Below are 15,885 nucleotides of genomic sequence, written 5' to 3' on the forward strand. Positions count from 1 at the left end.
TCACGATTAACGCAACGACCAACATGTTACTACTCGGTAACTTATGTGGCATGGCGCAGGAACACCATAGCTGGTCGAACGCGGCCCGAGGATGCCGCCTTTTGTTTTCTTGACCACACTCGAGGCGGTTGGGCAACATGGCAGAACCAGCAGGTGGGACGGCCCAACCGATCGGGCATGGGATCAGCGGTACCACTCTGGGCTAGCCTGCCTATCTAATGAGCACTTTTCCCGAAACCCAGCCGGACAGCCACGCGGCAAAGTCAGTGCCAGTGATGCCACTGACCGGTGAGCGCACCGTCCCGGACCTGGCCGAGGAGAACTACTGGTTCCGGCGCCACGAGGTGGTGTACCGGCGACTGGTCGAGCGCTGCCGCGACCGCGACGTCCTGGAGGCCGGCGCCGGCGAGGGCTACGGCGCCGACCTCATCGCCGACGTCGCGCGCCGGGTGATCGGGCTCGACTACGACGAGTCCTCGGTGGCGCACATCCGGGCCCGCTACCCGAGGGTCGAGATGCTGCACGGCAACCTGGCCGCGCTGCCACTCCCCGATGCCTCCGTCGACGTCGTGGTCAACTTCCAGGTGATCGAACACCTTTGGGACCAAGGACAATTCGTCGCCGAGTGCCTGCGCGTGCTGCGCCCGGGCGGCGTCCTGCTGATGTCGACGCCGAACCGGATCACCTTCACCCCCGGCAGCGACACCCCGCTGAACCCGTTCCACACCCGGGAACTCAACGCCGCCGAGATGACCGAGCTGCTGACCGAACAGGGCTTCGTCATGGAGGCCATGCTGGGCGTCTATCACGGCGCCGGACTGCGTGAGCTCGACGCCCGGCACGGCGGCTCCATCATCCAGGCCCAGATCGACCGCGCCGTGGCCGATGCACCCTGGCCCGCGGACCTGCTGGCCGACGTGGCCGCGGTGACCATCGACGACTTCGATCTGCTCGCAGCTGATGCCGCAAACAGCCCGAACATCGACGACAGCCTCGACCTGGTGGCAATCGCGGTGCGGCCGTGAGTGATTCATCGAGCACACCAGTACCGGGGATGTTCACCCTGGTGCTGCATACGCACCTGCCGTGGCTGGCCCATCACGGCCGCTGGCCGGTCGGTGAGGAGTGGCTGTACCAGTCGTGGGCGACGGCCTATCTGCCCCTGACGCGCGTGCTGCGCGAGCTGGCGGAGGAAGGCCGCGGTCACCTGCTGACGCTGGGCATGACGCCCGTCGTCACCGCCCAGCTCGACGATCCGTACTGCCTGGCGGGTATGCAGCAGTGGCTGTCCAACTGGCAGCTGCGCGCGCTGGAGGCGACGACCGTCCGCGACGGCGGCGGCGCCCCGGAGACCTTCAACTCACCGGAAGCGTTGCGCGCCTTCGGTGTTCACGAGCACCAGCAGGCCGGTGCGGCACTGGCCGAGTTCGCCGATCACTGGCAGCACGGCGGCAGCCCGGTCCTGCGGCAGCTCATCGGCGCGGGCACCATCGAACTGCTCGGCGGCCCGCTGTCGCATCCGTTCCAGCCGCTGCTCAACCCCCGGCTGCGCGAGTTCGCGCTGCGCGAGGGCCTGGCCGACGCCGGCGCCCGCTTCGCGCACACCCCCGGCGGCATCTGGGCGCCCGAATGCGCCTACGCCCCCGGCATGGAGACCGGCTACGCCGCCGCCGGCGTCACCCACTTCATGGTCGACGGCCCGTCGCTGCACGGCGACACCGCGCTCGGCCGTCCCGTGGGCGAGTCGGACGTCGTCGCCTTCGGTCGCGACCTGCAGGTCAGTTACCGCGTGTGGTCACCCAAGTCCGGCTACCCGGGGCACCCGGCCTACCGCGACTTCCACACCTACGACCACCTGACCGGCCTCAAGCCGGCCCGCGTCACCGGCCGCACCATCCCGTCGGAATCCAAGGCCCCGTACGAACCGGAACGGGCCACCGCCGCCATCGACGCGCACGTCGCGGATTTCGTGAACACCGTGCGGCGCCGACTACTCTCGGAGTCCGAGCGCACCGGCCGCCCGGCCCACGTCGTCGCCGCATTCGACACCGAGCTGTTCGGGCACTGGTGGCACGAGGGACCGGAGTGGCTGGGCCGGGTATTGCGCGCGCTGCCGGCCGCCGGTGTCCGGGTCGGCACCCTGTCGGACGCCATCGCGGGCGGCTTCGTCGGCTCCCCCGTCGAACTGCCGCCGAGCTCGTGGGGTTCGGGCAAGGACTGGCAGGTCTGGTCCGGCGAGCAGGTCGCCGACTTCGTGACGCTCAACGCCGAGGTCGTCGATACCGCGCTGACCACGGTGGACAAGGTCCTGGCGCAGGATTCGGCGTACCCGGCACGCGACCGCGTGGCCGACCAGATCCTGCGCGAGGCCCTGCTGACCGTCTCGAGCGACTGGCCCTTCATGGTGAGCAAAGACACCGCGGCGGAATATGCTCGCTATCGCGCGCACCTGCACGCGCACGCCACCCGGGAGATCGCCGGTGCCCTCGCGTCTGGACGACGCGATCAGGCCCAGAAACTCGCGGAAGGTTGGAACCGCGCCGACGGACTGTTCGGCGCCCTGGACGCGCGGAGGTTGCCGCGATGAGCGCTTGCGCGAAGAGCCGAGTGCACCGATGAGCGCTTGCGCGAAGAGCAGAAGGCAACGATGAAAATCCTCATGGTCTCGTGGGAGTACCCACCCGTGGTGATCGGCGGCCTCGGACGCCACGTCCACCATCTGGCCGTCGAGCTCGCGGCCGTCGGCCACGAGGTCGTGGTGCTGTGTCGTCGCCCCGCGGGCACCGACCCCAGCACGCACCCCACCACCAACGAGGTGCACGAGGGTGTGTGGGTGATCTCGGCGGCCCTCGATCCGAACGAGTTCACCTTCGGCACCGACATGATGGCCTGGACCCTGGCCATGGGCCACGCCATGATCCGCGCCGGACTGAGCCTGCGCGACTGGACCCCGGACGTCGTACACGCGCACGACTGGCTGGTCGCCCACCCCGCCGTGACGCTGGCCGAGTTCTTCGACGTGCCACTGGTCTCCACCATCCACGCCACCGAGGCCGGCCGGCACTCCGGCTGGCTCTCCGGCCCGGTGAGCCGCCAGGTGCACTCGCTGGAATCGTGGCTCGTGCACGAGTCCGACTCGCTGATCACCTGCTCGGTGTCCATGGGCGAGGAGATCACCGAGCTGTTCGGACCCGAGCTGCCCGACGTGAGCGTCATCTGCAACGGCATCGACACCGCCGGCTGGCCGTTCGCCATGCGCCGCAAGCACGACGGCCCGGCCGAGCTGCTGTTCGTCGGCCGGCTGGAGTACGAGAAGGGCGTTCATGACGTCATCGCCGCGCTGCCGCGCATCCGGCGGACCCACCCCGGCACCACGCTGACCGTCGCCGGTGACGGCACGCAGTACGAGTGGCTGGTCGAGGAAGCCCGCAAGGCCAAGGTCACGAAGGCCGTGAATTTCGTTGGCCGCGTGGATCATTCAGGGCTACTGGAGCTGCTGCACCGGGCCGACGCCGCAGTCCTGCCGAGCCACTACGAGCCGTTCGGCATCGTGGCGCTGGAAGCCGCCGCGGCCGGGACGCCGCTGGTGACATCGAACGTCGGCGGGCTCGGCGAAGCGGTGATCAACGGCAAGACCGGCGTCTCCTGCCCGCCGCGCAACGTCGGCGCGCTGGCGTCCGCGGTCCGCAAGGTGCTCGACGACCCCGCGGGCGCGCAGCAGCGCGCCCTCGCCGCACGTGACCGGTTGAACCACGACTTCTCGTGGCAGACCGTGGCCGCCGAGACCGCGGATGTCTACCTGGCCGCCAAGCGCGGCGAGCGACTGCCGCACGCGCGTCGTCCCATCGTGGAGCGCCCGCTGCCCGACCGCGGCTGAGAGCTCGTCACCGCAAATCCATAGAACTGTCCCTTTTCCCTGGAAGAGGGACAGTTCTGTGCTGACTTGCGGACTTTCGACCCTTGACGCATATACCCCCCCGGGGGTACAAACGGCAGGGTGTTCACTCGCCGTAGTTTCCTGATCGCCTCCGCCGTCACGGGCGCATCCGCGCTCGCCGGCGTCGCCGCGTGTAGCAAGACGCCCGCCGCGGCCGGCGGTATCGACCAGAAGGCCATCGCCGCTGCCGAGGCTGCCCGCCCGCACACCGGGCGCACCGTCTCGGTGGCGCTGCGCCCGCAGCCGGCCACCGTCGACCTCGGCGGTGTCACGGTGCAGACCCTCGCGTACGGCGATCAGGTGCCCGGCCCGCTGATCCGCGCGTCGGTGGGCGACGAGCTGTCGGTCCGCGTGTCCAACGGGCTCGACCATGACACGTCGGTGCACTGGCACGGCATCGCCCTGCGCAACGACATGGACGGCGCGGCACCCGCGACGCCGAACATCAAGCCCGGCAACGACTTCACGTACACGTTCTCGGCTCCGCATGCCGGCACCTACTGGGCGCATCCGCACACCGGCCTCGACGCGGACCACGGGCTGTACCTGCCGGTCGTCATCGACGATCCCGCGGAGCGCGGCCGCTACGACGCGGAATGGATTGTGGTCCTTGATGATTGGACCTCGGGTGCCGGTCAGTCGCCCCAGCAGATCTACGACGGCCTGCGCGCCATGGCCGGCATGGGACACATGGGCGGCCACGACATGAGCGGCATGGGTGACATGCCCGGTATGGCGGGAATGGCGACGAGCCCGCTGCTCGGCGGCGACGCCGGCGACGTCAAGTACCCCTACTTCGTCGCCAACGGCCGGATTCCCGCCGCACCAACGGTTTTCAACGCCAAGCCGGGTCAGCGCATCCGGCTGCGCATCATCAACGCCGGCGCCGACACCGCGTTCCGGGTCGCACTGGCGGGCCACCGCATGACCGTCACGCACACCGACGGCTTCCCCGTCGACCCGGTGAACGTGGACGCACTGCTGCTGGGTATGGGCGAGCGCTACGACGTCATCGTCACCGCGGGCGACGGCGTCTTCCCGTTGGTGGCGGTGGCCGAGGGCAAGGACAGCGCCGCGCGCGCCATCCTGTCCACCGGCGCCGGCACCGCGCCGGACGCCGCGTTCCGCCCCGCGGAGCTGAACCGGAAGATCGGCACCGTCGCCGACTTCACGGCCACCGGCGCCGTCGACCTCGGACCGATCACGCCGGACGTCACGCTGGCCGCGGAACTCACCGGGTCGATGATGAAGTACGACTGGGGCATCAACGGGCGGGGCTTCGACAACCGCACGGCGCTGACCATCCGGCAGGGACAGCGCGCCACCATGACCTTCACCAACTCGACGACGATGTGGCATCCGATGCACCTGCACGGGCACACGTTCCAGGTGCTACAGCCCGACGGCCGGCGCGGCCCACGCAAGGACACACTGATCGTGCTGCCCAGGCAGAAGCTGACCGTCGCGCTCGTCGCCGACAACCCCGGTGAGTGGATGCTGCACTGCCACAACGCCTATCACCAGGAGGCGGGCATGATGACGACGCTCGCCTACACGAGCTGAGTTACCGGGAGCTCTTCTTACGCTCGATGTCGGCCAGCGCCCGGGCGAGTTCCTCGCGTTCGGCGGCCGAGGTCTCCCAGTCCAGCTTGCGGTTCTTGACCACCTTGGCCGGGGCGCCGACCGCGATGGAGTAGTCCGGAATCTCGCCCTTGACCACCGCGTGGGCGCCGAGCACGCAGCCGCGGCCGATGCTGGTGTTGCGCAGGATGGTCACCTTGGCGGCGATCCAGGTGTCCGGCCCGATCCGCACCGGGCCCTTGATGATGCCCTGGTCCTTGATCGGCAGCTCCATGCTGTCCATCTTGTGGTCGAAGTCGCAGACGTAGCACCAGTCGGCCATGAGCGCCGACTCGCCGATCTCGATGTCCAGGTAGGTGTTGATGACGTTGTCGCGTCCCAGCACCACCTTGTCACCGAACCGCAGCGAGCCCTCGTGGCAGCGGATGGTGTTCTTGTCGCCGATGTGGACCCAGCGGCCGATCTCCATCTGCGCCAGCTCGGGCGTGCACTGGATCTCCACACCCTTGCCCAGGAACACCATGCCACGCGTGATGATGTGCGGGTTGGCCAGCTTGAACTTGAGCAGCCGGAAGTACCGCACCAGGTACCACGGGGTGTAGGCCTTGTTGTCGAGCACCCACTTCAGCGACTCACGGGTGAGGAACCGCGCCTGCCGCGGATCGCGCAGCCGCGAACCCCGCCATCGTTTGTGAATCGGTGCGCCCCACATCGTCGTCATGGCCGGAAAGCCTACGCGAGGCGAAATCGGACATTCGCGTGTCTCGGGCTAGTCTCGGGACTCGATGCCTGCACACCGAATCCGCCGCCTCGCCACCGTTGCTGTTGCCGCGGTCACGCTGACTGTTGCCGGGTGCGGCAACACCGACTCCTGGGTCAAGGCACACCCCTCGGACGGCTGGCCCGCGCAGTACGGCGACGCCGCCAACAGCAGCTACACCGCGCTGGCCGGGGCAAGCAGCCTGAAGCAGGACTGGGCCCGCTCGGCCAAGGGAAACATCGGCGCACAGGTGATCCTCGGCTCCGGCAGCTATCTGGCCATCAACGCGCAGTCGGCCAATGGTTGCTCCCTGATGGTGTGGGAAAGCGACCAGCACGGCCGCCAGCGCTGGTGCACCCGGCTGTGGCAGGGCGGCGGCATGTCCAGTCCCCTGTTCGACGGCTTCGACAACATGTACGTCGGCCAGCCCGGCGCGATCATGTCGTTCCCGCCGACGCAGTGGATCCGCTGGCGCCAGCCCGTGATCGGGATGCCGACGACACCGCGCATCCTGTCGCCCGGTCAGCTCCTCGTGGTGACGCATCTGGGCCAGGTGCTGGTGTTCGACGCGCACCGCGGCCAGACCATCGGCGCCCCGCTGGACCTCGTCAGCGGCGTCGACCCCGCCGACTCGGCGCGCGGCCTGGCCGACTGCCAGCCCGCCAAGGCGGCGTGCCCCATCTCGGCGGCGCCCGCCTACTCCCCTGACACCAACATGGTCGTCCTGGGCCTGTGGCAGCCGGGCACCGATGCCCCTGCCCTCGTCGGGCTGCGCTACCACGAGGGCCAGACGCCGCTGCTGACCCGCGAATGGAGCAGCACCGCGGTCGGAGGCGGCCCCATCGCCAGCCCGGTGCTGTCGGCCGACGGCAAGACCGTCTACGTCAACGGCCGCGACCAGCACCTCTGGGCGGTGAATTCCGCCGACGGCAAGGCCAAGTGGTCGGTCAACCTCGGCTTCCAGCCGCAGACGCCGCCGTCGGTGACGCCGGACGGTCTGGTGGTCGCCGGCGGCGGGCCGCAGACCAAGCTCACCGCGGTCAAGGACAAGGGCGACAAGGGCGAGGTGGCGTGGACGCGCAGCGACGTCGAGCCGCTGACGACGGCCACGCGCGCCGGCACCGACGTCGGGTACGTGGTGGTCCGGGACGGCCAGGCCGGCCAGGCGTTGGTCGTCTTCTCCCCCGCCGACGGCCACACCGTGAACAGCTATCCACTGCCGGGCGCCACGGGCTGGCCGGTCGGGGTGTCAGTCGGGCACGACAAGCGCGTCATCACCGCGACGAGCGACGGCCAGGTCTACGCGTTCGCCCCAGCCTGATCAGGGATTTGTGCACGATTTTCCGCGCTTGCCGCGGAAAATCGTGCACAAATCCCTAGGCGAGCATGGACTCGATCGGCGCTCGCGGCACCGTCACCTGCACCGCGCCGGCGGATTCCGGTAGCACCTGTCCCTGGCTGAAGAAGAAGATCAGCGAGTCGTTGGTGATCGCGAAGTTCTGGTAGGTCTCCGGATCCAGCCCGGCGGCCGGCGGCATCAGCACCGGCTGCGCTGACTGGCGGATCAGTTCGCCCTGAACCAGCGGCAGGATCACCGGAAAAGGTTGTGCGCCAGGTACGAACAGATTGTCGATGGTGATCGGCCTGCGCTGGACCAGGTCCCACGTGAACGTCTTGTAGAAGGTCTGCGGATGCGCACCGCCGACATCCTGGAACGTCTTGAACACCACCGACTGGGTGTTCCGGGGCGGGATCGCCGCGGTGTACTGCGTCGCGGTGGTGTCCAGCTCGTACGAGGTCTCGTGCGGTCCGGGCATCTTCGCGACGTTGACGTACCCGTCGCGGGTCTGCGTGATGTAGTCCACCACGGCCTGCTGATCCGGGTAGTCGATGGGATAGCTGATGTTGAGCGCGTAGCCGCGGGTGGTGTCGCGAATCTGACACATCCGTGAGCCGTCGACGACGCCGCCCAGCTCCGGGCATTTCGCCGGGGTCGCGGCCGCAAGAGGCATGCCGAGCCAACCGACCGCCCCTGTTGCAGCGATCACTGCGGCGAGTGCGGGAAGGCGCATCTGGTGAATCCTCCAGGGATCAAGAAATGGCGGCACGTCGCCGCCGGTTCCAGCGTACCTGTCGGCCCTACCCGTCCCGGCCATGAACTGCGACCTGGCGATTCAGCGCGACGGCCGGCAAATGAAGGCCGTCGGCCGGGCGGCGGCGCCCGCACCGATGCGCGTGATCACCACCGAGAGTTGCGCACCCGAGCGCTGCAGCTTCAGCTTGGCGCGCAACGCATCCGGGTCGACGTCGACGCCGCGCACCAGAATCTCGACGGCCGACGCCCCGTGCGCGGACAGCGCCTGCCGGAGCCGCTTCTCGTTGTAGGCGATCTGCTCGATGACCTCGAAACCCCTTGTGCCGCTCGGCAACTCGTCGCCAGACAGGTACGCGATCGCCGGGTCGAGCTGCCACAGGCCGTGCCGCGCCGCATAGTGGCGCACCAGACCGGCCCGCACCACCGCGCCGTCGGGGTCGACGATCCAGCGCCCCGCGGGCCCCGCGGGACAGTCGCCGGGGTCGGCATCGGTGAATTCCTCGGCCACCTGGCCGTTCTTGTCGAGCACCGTGGCCCGGCGCGTGACGCCGGATGGCGCCAGCCCCGGTGACCACAGACAGGCCTCCCGGACGCTGCCGGCCAACGACGTGATCTGCACCTCGCCGCTGAATCCCAGCTCGGCCAGTTGGCCGAAATCGACGCCGGGAGCGCATTTCACCACCAGGTCGCGGCCCCGGTAGACCTCGAGCAGCTCGTCCAGCGGCGGGGCGTAATCGCGGGGGTCGAACTTGCGGCGCCCCGAACTGCGCCGCGCCGGGTCGACGACCACCACCGCGTCCCGCGTGATCGGGCGGAGCGCGTCCGCCCGGCACAGCAACGCACGGTCGCCCACGTTGTGGCGCGCCATGGCCAGCCGGACCGCGTCCAGGTCGCTGCCGACGAGATGCGACGCCGAATCAGCCGAATTACTCAGGGCGGCAAGTTCTGTCCCGACGGAACACGTCGCATCGTGCACGACGCGGCCGGACAACCGCCGCGCCCGATGAACGGCGACGGCCCCGGCCGTGGCCTGCTGCAGCGCCTCGTCGGTGAACAGCCAGCCGGTGACGTCGCCCAGCTCGGCCAGTTTGGCGACGGCCCGGCGCCGCAGCAGCACGGTCTCGACCAGAACCGCCGCACGGTCACCGAAACGCGAACGCGCCCAGGCGATGTCGGAAACCCGGTGGGCATCGGTCAGGGGCCGGGCGGCCACCTCGGCGAGCGCCTCCTGACCAGGTCCGGTCAGGTAGGCGACATCGTCGAGTGTGAAGGCATAGCCGCTCACGTCAGAGCGTCAGGGGCGCGGGGTCCGTCAGGACGGCTTGACCCCGGTGATCATGACGTTGTAGAACCAGCCCTTCGGCACGATGTGGCGCCACACGTTCGCGTCGAACCAGCTGAGCGTGGTCCAGCCGCCGAAGGCGAACTTGGCCCAGCCCCAGCCGAGCTTGCCCGGGGGCACCGTCGACTCGAAGGTCCGCACCGGCCAGCCCAGCATGGCGGCGGTGAATTCCTCACTGGCGGTGGCGACTTCGACCGCACCGGCGTTGGTCGCCATGCGCTCCAGGTCGGCGGGCTCGAAGGTGTGCAGGTCGACGATCCACTCGAGCGCGGCGGCGCGCGAGTTCTCGTCGAGCTCCTCCTGCGGCCGGCGCCAGGACGCCAGGCCCGGCAGCTTCATGGCCGCGACGGTGGTCTTCCAGGTCAGGTCGGCCAGGCGACGGGCGTAGAAGTTGCCGACGGTGGTGGGCTCGCCGGCGAAGATGAACCGGCCGCCCGGCTTGAGCACGCGGACGACCTCGCGCAGCGACAGCTCCACATCGGGAATGTGGTGCAGCACCGCGTGTCCGACGACGAGGTCGAAGGTGTTGTCCTCGTAGGGAATTCCCTCCGCGTCGGCGACACGGCCGTCGATGTCCAGACCGAGGGCCTTGCCGTTGCGGGTGGCCACCTTGACCATGCCCGGGGACAGGTCGGTGACCGAGCCGCGGCGCGCGACGCCGGCCTGGATCAGGTTCAGCAGGAAGAAGCCGGTGCCGCAGCCGAGCTCGAGGGCGCGGTCATACGGCAGCTGGCGCTGGACCTCGTCGGGCACGATGGCGTCGAAGCGACCGCGGGCGTAGTCGATGCACCGCTGGTCGTACGAGATCGACCACTTGTCGTCGTAGCTCTCGGCTTCCCAGTCGTGGTACAGGATCTGCGCCAGCTTGGTGTCGTGGCGGGCCGCCTCGACCTGCTCGGCGGTCGCGTGCGGGTTGGGTGCCTGGTCAACTACCTCGGATACCTTGGCGGCAGCGTCGGCTGCGGCGACCTCGGACGTCTGGTCGGTACTCGTCATGCAGGTCAGCCTAACTGCCCCGTCACCGGGAGTTCACATCCACGGTTCTGTTCACCCGCTGAGCACGGGTTCAGCGAACCGCGAACGCCGCCTTTGCTGTGGCCAGCGCCTCGGGCGACGAGTCGAGGAACCTGCGCGCCCACTTGTGCGCCTCGTCGTAGACGTGGTCGGGCGCCACGAGTTGGTCGACCAGACCCAGGGCCACGGCTTCCTCGGCACCGGCGAACCGGCCACTGAACACCAGGTCCTTGGCCCGGCTGTCGCCGACGGCCGCGGCCAACCGCGCCGCGGCGCCCTCGGCCGGTGCCCGGCCCGACAGGATCTCGGTCGACCCGACCTTCACGTTGTCGCCGCTGATGCGCCAGTCGGCCGCCAGCGCCAGCGTCAGGCCGCTGCCCAGCGCGTAGCCGGTGACGGCCGCGACGGTGGGCCGCGGAATGGCGGCGACGGCGTCGACCGCGGCGCGGCACACCGCGCCCGCGACGCGGGCCTCGGCCGCATCGAGGGTGCTGGTCTCGTGGTCGTCGTCACCGGTGCAGAAGACCTCGTGGCCGCCGTACACGATGACGGCGGTGACGTCGGACCGCTGGCCCAGCTCCTCGGCGGCCGCGGCGACCTCCCGGCACATCTGGCGGGTCAGCGCATTGCGCGGCGGCCGGGCCAGCAGCAGGGTCCCGATGCCGTCGGTGACGTGGATTTCGACGAATTCCGCGGCGAACTCACGCTTCGTCATCACTGCGCCCTACCGGCGCGTGCCGCCTTGTACCGCTCGGCATCGAAGAACTCGATGTCCCACGTGCCCTCGCCCATGGTGAGCACCGGTTCGATCGGCTCGATCTTCCGTTCGTCCTTGAGCAACTGACCGACCGTGCGGCCGTCCAGCGAGCTCAGTTGCGTCCACGTGGGCGGCAGCAGGAACGAATGTCCCTGCGCGAACTCCTCCAGCGCGGCCGCGGGCGTACGCCACGCGACGTGGTCGCTCTCGGTGTTGTTGCCGTCGGCGCGCTGGCCGGCCGGCAGGGCGCCGACGAAGAAGAACGTGTCGTAGCGACGGGTGCGTTCCTCTTTGGGCGTGATCCAGTTCGCCCACGGCCACAGCAGATCGGCGCGCAGCACCAGCTTCTCGCGGGCCAGGAACTCCCCGAACGACAGCTCACGGCTTTCCAGCGCGGCCCGCGATTCGTGGTAGACGGTCGCGTCGGAGACGATGCCGTCCGGATCGTCGGCCGGCCCGGCGAACAGCACGCCGGATTCCTCGAAGGTCTCGCGGGCGGCGGCGCACACCAGCGCGCCGGCCAGCACCGGGTCGACGCCGAACTTCTCGGCCCACCAGGTCCGGTCGGGTCCGGTCCAGGCAATGTCGGCATCGCGGTCGCGCTCGTCGACCCCACCGCCGGGAAACACCGTCATGCCGCCGGCGAAGGCCATCGACATGGTGCGGCGCATGAGGAAGACCTCGATGCCGGGCACGCCGTCGCGCACCAGCATCACGGTCGCGGCCGGCCTGGGATGCAGGGGGTCGAGTTCGGTCATATACGCCTCCTGTGCGCCGCGCGGCTGCGGGTACGACGGGCGAAGTACCGCCCGTCGATGTACTCCAGGGCGATCGACTGACCGAAGGCCTGGGAGAGATTCTCGGACGTGAGCACGTCGGGCAGCAGCCCGGAAGCGATCGCCCGCCCCTCGGAGAGCAGCAGGCAGTGCGTGAAGCCCTCCGGGATTTCCTCGACGTGGTGGGTGACCAGCACGGAGGCGGGTGCGTCGGCATCAGCGGCCAGATCAGCGAGCCGGGCCACGAGTTCTTCCCGCCCGCCGAGGTCCAGCCCGGCCGCCGGCTCGTCGAGCAGCAGCAGCTCCGGGTCGGTCATGAGCGACCGCGCGATCAGCACCCGCTTGCGCTCGCCCTCGGACAGGGTGCCGTAGCGGCGGTCGGCGAGGTGTTCGGCGCCGATGCTCTCCAACGTGTCCAGCGCGCGGTTGTAGTCGACGTCGTCGTACTGTTCGCGCCACCGGCCCAGCACCGCATAACCGGCGGAGACCACCAGGTCGCGCACCACTTCGTCGTCGGGTATCCGCTGCGCCAGTGCCGAACTGCTGAGCCCGATCCGCGACCGCAGCTCGGACATGTCGGTGCGGCCCAGCCGCTCGCCGAGCACGAACGCCGTGCCCGTCGACGGATGCTCGACGGCGGCGGCCATGCGCAGCAGCGACGTCTTGCCCGCGCCGTTGGGACCGAGGACGACCCAGCGCTCATCGAGTTCCACCGACCAATCGATCGGGCCGACCAGGGTGGCACCGCCGCGGCGCAGCGTGACGCCCGAGAATTCGATCAACAGGTCGTCATCGACGGAGTCGATCAATTGGTCGGAGTCGGGCGGGCCATCTGGCTTTACGAGGTTGTCGTTGAGGGCGCCGGGCACTCGCTCATCGTAGCCACGGCCGGTTCCGCTGCCCGGTCCCCCACCACGTGCGCCCATCCGCTGGCCGCGAGCCAGCGGCTCGGGGTGCACCGCAGCACCAGTTGCACCAGCGGCCCAATCCCCAAGGCGTACACGACGGTTCCGACGCCGACGGTGCCGCCGAGGAGCCAGCCGGTGGCCAGCACCGTCACCTCGATGCCGGTGCGGACCAGCCGCACCGACCATCCGGTCCGGGCCACCAGCCCGGTCATCAGTCCGTCGCGTGGCCCCGGCCCCATTCCGGCACCGATGTACATCACGGTGCTCACGGCGTTGAGCACCACGGCGCCGACCATCATCGCCGTGCGCACCGGCAGCGTCGCCGGCTGCGGCAGCACCAGCAGGGCGGCGTCGACCACGACGGAGATGATGATGACGTTCGCGACGGTGCCGACGCCCGGCCGGTTCCGCAGCGGGATCCAGCCGAGCAGCACCACGACGCCGACGAGCGCCGTGGCGCCGCCGATGGTCAGTCCGGTGTGCTGGGCCAGGCCCTGGTGGAAGACGTCCCACGGGTCCAGGCCCAGGCCGGCCCGCACGAACAGTGCCATCGACAGGCCGTAGCCGCTCAGCCCCGCCAGCAGCAGCACCGAGCGGATTGTCAGGCCGGTCCCGCTGACGCGTTTGGCCGCTGCCGTCACCGGTGGTCCTGGAAGCGAGCGCGGATGGCGTCCAGTTCGTGACGCACCCGGGCGGCATCCAGATCACGGATATCGGCGCGGTTGTCACGCCGCGACCGGGCACGCTTCTCAGCCAGTTTTGATAGCCAGTTCGTTCGCATGACACCAGTTTTCCGGCCAACTGGCTTGCCATTCAATAGCCAGTTGGCCGATACTGGCTTCAATGTCGATCGAGATGTCAGCCAGATCACTTGACGAAGTCCTTCTGGCACGCGAATTGGGCAACTGGCGCACGTCCAGCCTCAGCGGCCCCGCTTATCTGGGCCTGGCCGATGCCATCCGCCTGCTCATCGTCGACGGCCGGCTCCCCGTCGGCGCCCGGTATCCCAGCGAACGCGCACTGGCCGACGCGCTGCGGGTCTCCCGCACCACCGTCACCGCGGCCTATGCCCAGCTGCGCGAGGACGGCTACCTCAACGCCCGCCGCGGCGCCCGCAGCACCACGGCCCTGCCGCCCACGGCGCTCACGGCCAGTCCGGCGCCCATAGTCAGAACCGGCACGCTGAGCCTGGCCGATGCCGCGCCCTCGGCGCCGGCGGCCGCCACCCTCGAGGCGTTCGCGCGCGCCGCCCAGCGCGTGGCACCGCACCTGCACGACCTCGGCATCGAACTCACCGGCGTCGCCGAGCTTCGCCAGGCCATCGCCGAAAGATATTGCGCCAGAGGGTTTCCCACCGATCCGGACGAGATCATGGTGACCACCGGGGCGCTGCACGCGATCAATCTCGTGCTGGCCACCTACGCCCGCCCGGGCGACCGGGTACTGATCGAGCAGCCGACGTACCACGGCGCCATCTCGCTCATCGCGGCGTCCGGCGCCCGGCCGGTGCCCGTGAGCATGGCCGAGGACGGCTGGGAACTGGATGCCGTACAGGCCGCCATGCGGCAACTGGCCCCCACGCTGGCCTACCTGATCGTCGACAACCACAACCCGACCGGGCTGAGCCTGCCGGCCGCCGGGCGCGAGCGCCTCGCCCGCATCATCTCCGAGACCCGGACCCGCACCATCATCGACGAAACCATCTGCGACATCTGGCTGGACGAGCCGCTGCCGCCGCCGCTGGCCTCCTACCTGGAGAGCCGCCGCGACCTGGTGATCACCGTCGGCTCGATGTCGAAGTCGTTCTGGGGTGGCCTGCGGGTCGGCTGGATTCGCGCCGAACGGTCCACGCTGGCCGCCATCGCCGCGGTGCGGCCGACCATCGACCTCGGCACCGCCATCGTCGAACAACTGGCGTCGGCCGACCTGCTCCGGCAGGCCGACACCGTGCTGCCCGCCCGGCGCGACATGCTGCGCGCCCGGCGCGAGTTGGTGAGTTCGCTTCTGCAGGAACAACTTCCGGACTGGACGGCCAGCCCGTGCCACGGCGGCATGTCGATGTGGATGCGGCTGCCCGCACCCATGAGTTCAGCGCTGTCCGCGGCGGCGTCCCGGATGGGACTCGTCATCCCGGCGGGGCCGCGGTTCGGGGTCGACGGCACGCTGGAGCGCTTCATCCGGGTGCCGTTCACCCAGCCCGACGAGCGCCTGCACCAGTCGGTGGCGGTGCTCGCTCAGGCGTGGCGCGGCGTCACCGGCGCGGGTACGCCGGACGCGCACGCCCTCGTCGTCTGAGGCGGGCCGGAAGCTTACTGCTGGCTCTGGATCAGGCCGATGCAGGTGCCGATGTGCTCGGGCGTGCAGGGAATGCCGTTGACCGTCTGCAGGCCGCCGACCGACTGGGTGATCTGCGCGCCCGTCCCACTGTTGGACGTCTGCGGCGGCACCGCCTGCGGGCCGCTGCCGTTCGCCGTGCCCTTGACGCACACGCCTTCGAAGTGGCTCGGCACGGTCCCCCAGGGGCACGCGTAGGCCGGCGCGGCCGCCGTCACCGAGACGACCGACAAGGGGCCGGCGACCAACGCGACAGCACTTACACCAACCAGAACCGCACGCTTCATGTCACCATCTCCCACACGCTTACGCAGCAAATCAATATCAATAGTCACCACTGTAACGCGACAGCGGCTGCGGTGTGCCGTCGCCGGCGAATCG

General features: G+C 69.6%; 16 protein-coding genes. 6 read left to right on the top strand and 10 right to left on the bottom strand.

The annotated features are described in order from the left end of the window. The first annotated feature begins 218 nt into the window (after positions 1-218). From ACJH6J_RS10550 to ACJH6J_RS10565, 4 genes are all read left to right on the top strand, one after another. Positions 219-1,025 carry a bifunctional 2-polyprenyl-6-hydroxyphenol methylase/3-demethylubiquinol 3-O-methyltransferase UbiG gene (locus tag ACJH6J_RS10550; protein WP_244872856.1) on the top strand — a complete coding sequence of 269 codons (807 nt, stop codon included), beginning with the start codon at positions 219-221 and terminating at the stop codon, positions 1,023-1,025. Between the two features lie 29 nt (positions 1,026-1,054). Continuing rightward, positions 1,055-2,587: a glycoside hydrolase family 57 protein gene (locus ACJH6J_RS10555; RefSeq protein ID WP_212814748.1), complete on the top strand. Its 1,533-nt coding sequence runs from the start codon at positions 1,055-1,057 to the stop codon at positions 2,585-2,587. 60 nt (positions 2,588-2,647) lie between these two features. Continuing rightward, on the top strand, positions 2,648-3,877 hold the full coding sequence (locus tag ACJH6J_RS10560; protein WP_212813840.1) for a glycosyltransferase family 4 protein: 1,230 nt from the start codon (positions 2,648-2,650) through the stop codon (positions 3,875-3,877). A 120-nt stretch (positions 3,878-3,997) separates the two neighbouring features. After that, positions 3,998-5,500 carry a multicopper oxidase family protein gene (locus ACJH6J_RS10565; protein ID WP_318986158.1) on the top strand — a complete coding sequence of 501 codons (1,503 nt, stop codon included), beginning with the start codon at positions 3,998-4,000 and terminating at the stop codon, positions 5,498-5,500. A 1-nt stretch (position 5,501) separates the two neighbouring features. On the opposite strand, the gene ACJH6J_RS10570 is transcribed toward ACJH6J_RS10565, so the two are convergent. Further along, on the bottom strand, positions 5,502-6,239 hold the full coding sequence (locus ACJH6J_RS10570; RefSeq protein ID WP_318986157.1) for an acetyltransferase: 738 nt from the start codon (positions 6,237-6,239) through the stop codon (positions 5,502-5,504). Between the two features lie 64 nt (positions 6,240-6,303). Here ACJH6J_RS10570 and ACJH6J_RS10575 point away from each other — a divergent pair, with 64 nt between their 5' ends. Continuing rightward, entirely contained in the window at positions 6,304-7,599 is a 1,296-nt protein-coding gene (locus ACJH6J_RS10575; RefSeq protein WP_318986156.1) for a PQQ-binding-like beta-propeller repeat protein, read from the top strand. Positions 7,600-7,654: 55 nt separating this feature from the next. Here the strand turns inward: ACJH6J_RS10575 and ACJH6J_RS10580 are convergent, their stop codons facing one another. From ACJH6J_RS10580 to ACJH6J_RS10615, 8 genes are all read right to left on the bottom strand, one after another. Continuing rightward, positions 7,655-8,350: an esterase gene (locus ACJH6J_RS10580; protein ID WP_212813834.1), complete on the bottom strand. Its 696-nt coding sequence runs from the start codon at positions 8,348-8,350 to the stop codon at positions 7,655-7,657. 102 nt (positions 8,351-8,452) lie between these two features. Beyond that, positions 8,453-9,658, bottom strand: a complete 1,206-nt coding sequence (locus ACJH6J_RS10585; protein ID WP_406803936.1) for a THUMP-like domain-containing protein — start codon at positions 9,656-9,658, stop codon at positions 8,453-8,455. Positions 9,659-9,685: 27 nt separating this feature from the next. Next, positions 9,686-10,711: a class I SAM-dependent methyltransferase gene (locus tag ACJH6J_RS10590; RefSeq protein WP_318986154.1), complete on the bottom strand. Its 1,026-nt coding sequence runs from the start codon at positions 10,709-10,711 to the stop codon at positions 9,686-9,688. Positions 10,712-10,781: 70 nt separating this feature from the next. Then, on the bottom strand, positions 10,782-11,444 hold the full coding sequence (locus ACJH6J_RS10595; protein WP_318986153.1) for an enoyl-CoA hydratase: 663 nt from the start codon (positions 11,442-11,444) through the stop codon (positions 10,782-10,784). Further along, entirely contained in the window at positions 11,444-12,244 is an 801-nt protein-coding gene (locus tag ACJH6J_RS10600) for an NUDIX hydrolase (protein WP_406803937.1), read from the bottom strand. Before ACJH6J_RS10600 ends, ACJH6J_RS10595 begins: the two co-directional genes overlap by 1 nt. Further along, positions 12,241-13,071 carry an ABC transporter ATP-binding protein gene (locus tag ACJH6J_RS10605; RefSeq protein ID WP_212814747.1) on the bottom strand — a complete coding sequence of 277 codons (831 nt, stop codon included), beginning with the start codon at positions 13,069-13,071 and terminating at the stop codon, positions 12,241-12,243. Before ACJH6J_RS10605 ends, ACJH6J_RS10600 begins: the two co-directional genes overlap by 4 nt. A gap of 29 nt (positions 13,072-13,100) precedes the next feature. After that, on the bottom strand, positions 13,101-13,721 hold the full coding sequence (locus ACJH6J_RS10610) for a YczE/YyaS/YitT family protein (protein ID WP_406803948.1): 621 nt from the start codon (positions 13,719-13,721) through the stop codon (positions 13,101-13,103). Between the two features lie 86 nt (positions 13,722-13,807). After that, positions 13,808-14,041, bottom strand: a complete 234-nt coding sequence (locus ACJH6J_RS10615) for a hypothetical protein (protein ID WP_318986151.1) — start codon at positions 14,039-14,041, stop codon at positions 13,808-13,810. Here ACJH6J_RS10615 and ACJH6J_RS10620 point away from each other — a divergent pair. Then, positions 14,014-15,465, top strand: a complete 1,452-nt coding sequence (locus ACJH6J_RS10620) for a PLP-dependent aminotransferase family protein (RefSeq protein WP_318986150.1) — start codon at positions 14,014-14,016, stop codon at positions 15,463-15,465. The genes ACJH6J_RS10615 and ACJH6J_RS10620 overlap by 28 nt on opposite strands. Positions 15,466-15,479: 14 nt before the next feature. On the opposite strand, the gene ACJH6J_RS10625 is transcribed toward ACJH6J_RS10620, so the two are convergent. Further along, positions 15,480-15,791, bottom strand: coding sequence for a hypothetical protein (locus ACJH6J_RS10625; protein WP_020103125.1), 312 nt, complete (start codon positions 15,789-15,791; stop codon positions 15,480-15,482). Positions 15,792-15,885 lie beyond the last annotated feature (94 nt).

The organism is Mycobacterium sp. SMC-18, from assembly GCF_045310895.1.
Lineage (GTDB): Bacteria > Actinomycetota > Actinomycetes > Mycobacteriales > Mycobacteriaceae > Mycobacterium.

Excerpts from the sequence above, each read along its gene's own strand:
- ACJH6J_RS10550 (WP_244872856.1), top strand. The coding sequence starts at position 219 with ATGAGCACTTTTCCCGAAACCCAGCCGGACAGCCACGCGGCAAAGTCA.
- ACJH6J_RS10555 (WP_212814748.1), top strand. The coding sequence starts at position 1,055 with ATGTTCACCCTGGTGCTGCATACGCACCTGCCGTGGCTGGCCCATCAC.
- ACJH6J_RS10560 (WP_212813840.1), top strand. The coding sequence starts at position 2,648 with ATGAAAATCCTCATGGTCTCGTGGGAGTACCCACCCGTGGTGATCGGC.
- ACJH6J_RS10570 (WP_318986157.1), bottom strand. The coding sequence starts at position 6,239 with ATGACGACGATGTGGGGCGCACCGATTCACAAACGATGGCGGGGTTCG.
- ACJH6J_RS10575 (WP_318986156.1), top strand. The coding sequence starts at position 6,304 with ATGCCTGCACACCGAATCCGCCGCCTCGCCACCGTTGCTGTTGCCGCG.
- ACJH6J_RS10580 (WP_212813834.1), bottom strand. The coding sequence starts at position 8,350 with ATGCGCCTTCCCGCACTCGCCGCAGTGATCGCTGCAACAGGGGCGGTC.
- ACJH6J_RS10590 (WP_318986154.1), bottom strand. The coding sequence starts at position 10,711 with ATGACGAGTACCGACCAGACGTCCGAGGTCGCCGCAGCCGACGCTGCC.
- ACJH6J_RS10595 (WP_318986153.1), bottom strand. The coding sequence starts at position 11,444 with ATGACGAAGCGTGAGTTCGCCGCGGAATTCGTCGAAATCCACGTCACC.
- ACJH6J_RS10600 (WP_406803937.1), bottom strand. The coding sequence starts at position 12,244 with ATGACCGAACTCGACCCCCTGCATCCCAGGCCGGCCGCGACCGTGATG.
- ACJH6J_RS10610 (WP_406803948.1), bottom strand. The coding sequence starts at position 13,721 with ATGGCACTGTTCGTGCGGGCCGGCCTGGGCCTGGACCCGTGGGACGTC.
- ACJH6J_RS10620 (WP_318986150.1), top strand. The coding sequence starts at position 14,014 with ATGTCGATCGAGATGTCAGCCAGATCACTTGACGAAGTCCTTCTGGCA.
- ACJH6J_RS10625 (WP_020103125.1), bottom strand. The coding sequence starts at position 15,791 with ATGAAGCGTGCGGTTCTGGTTGGTGTAAGTGCTGTCGCGTTGGTCGCC.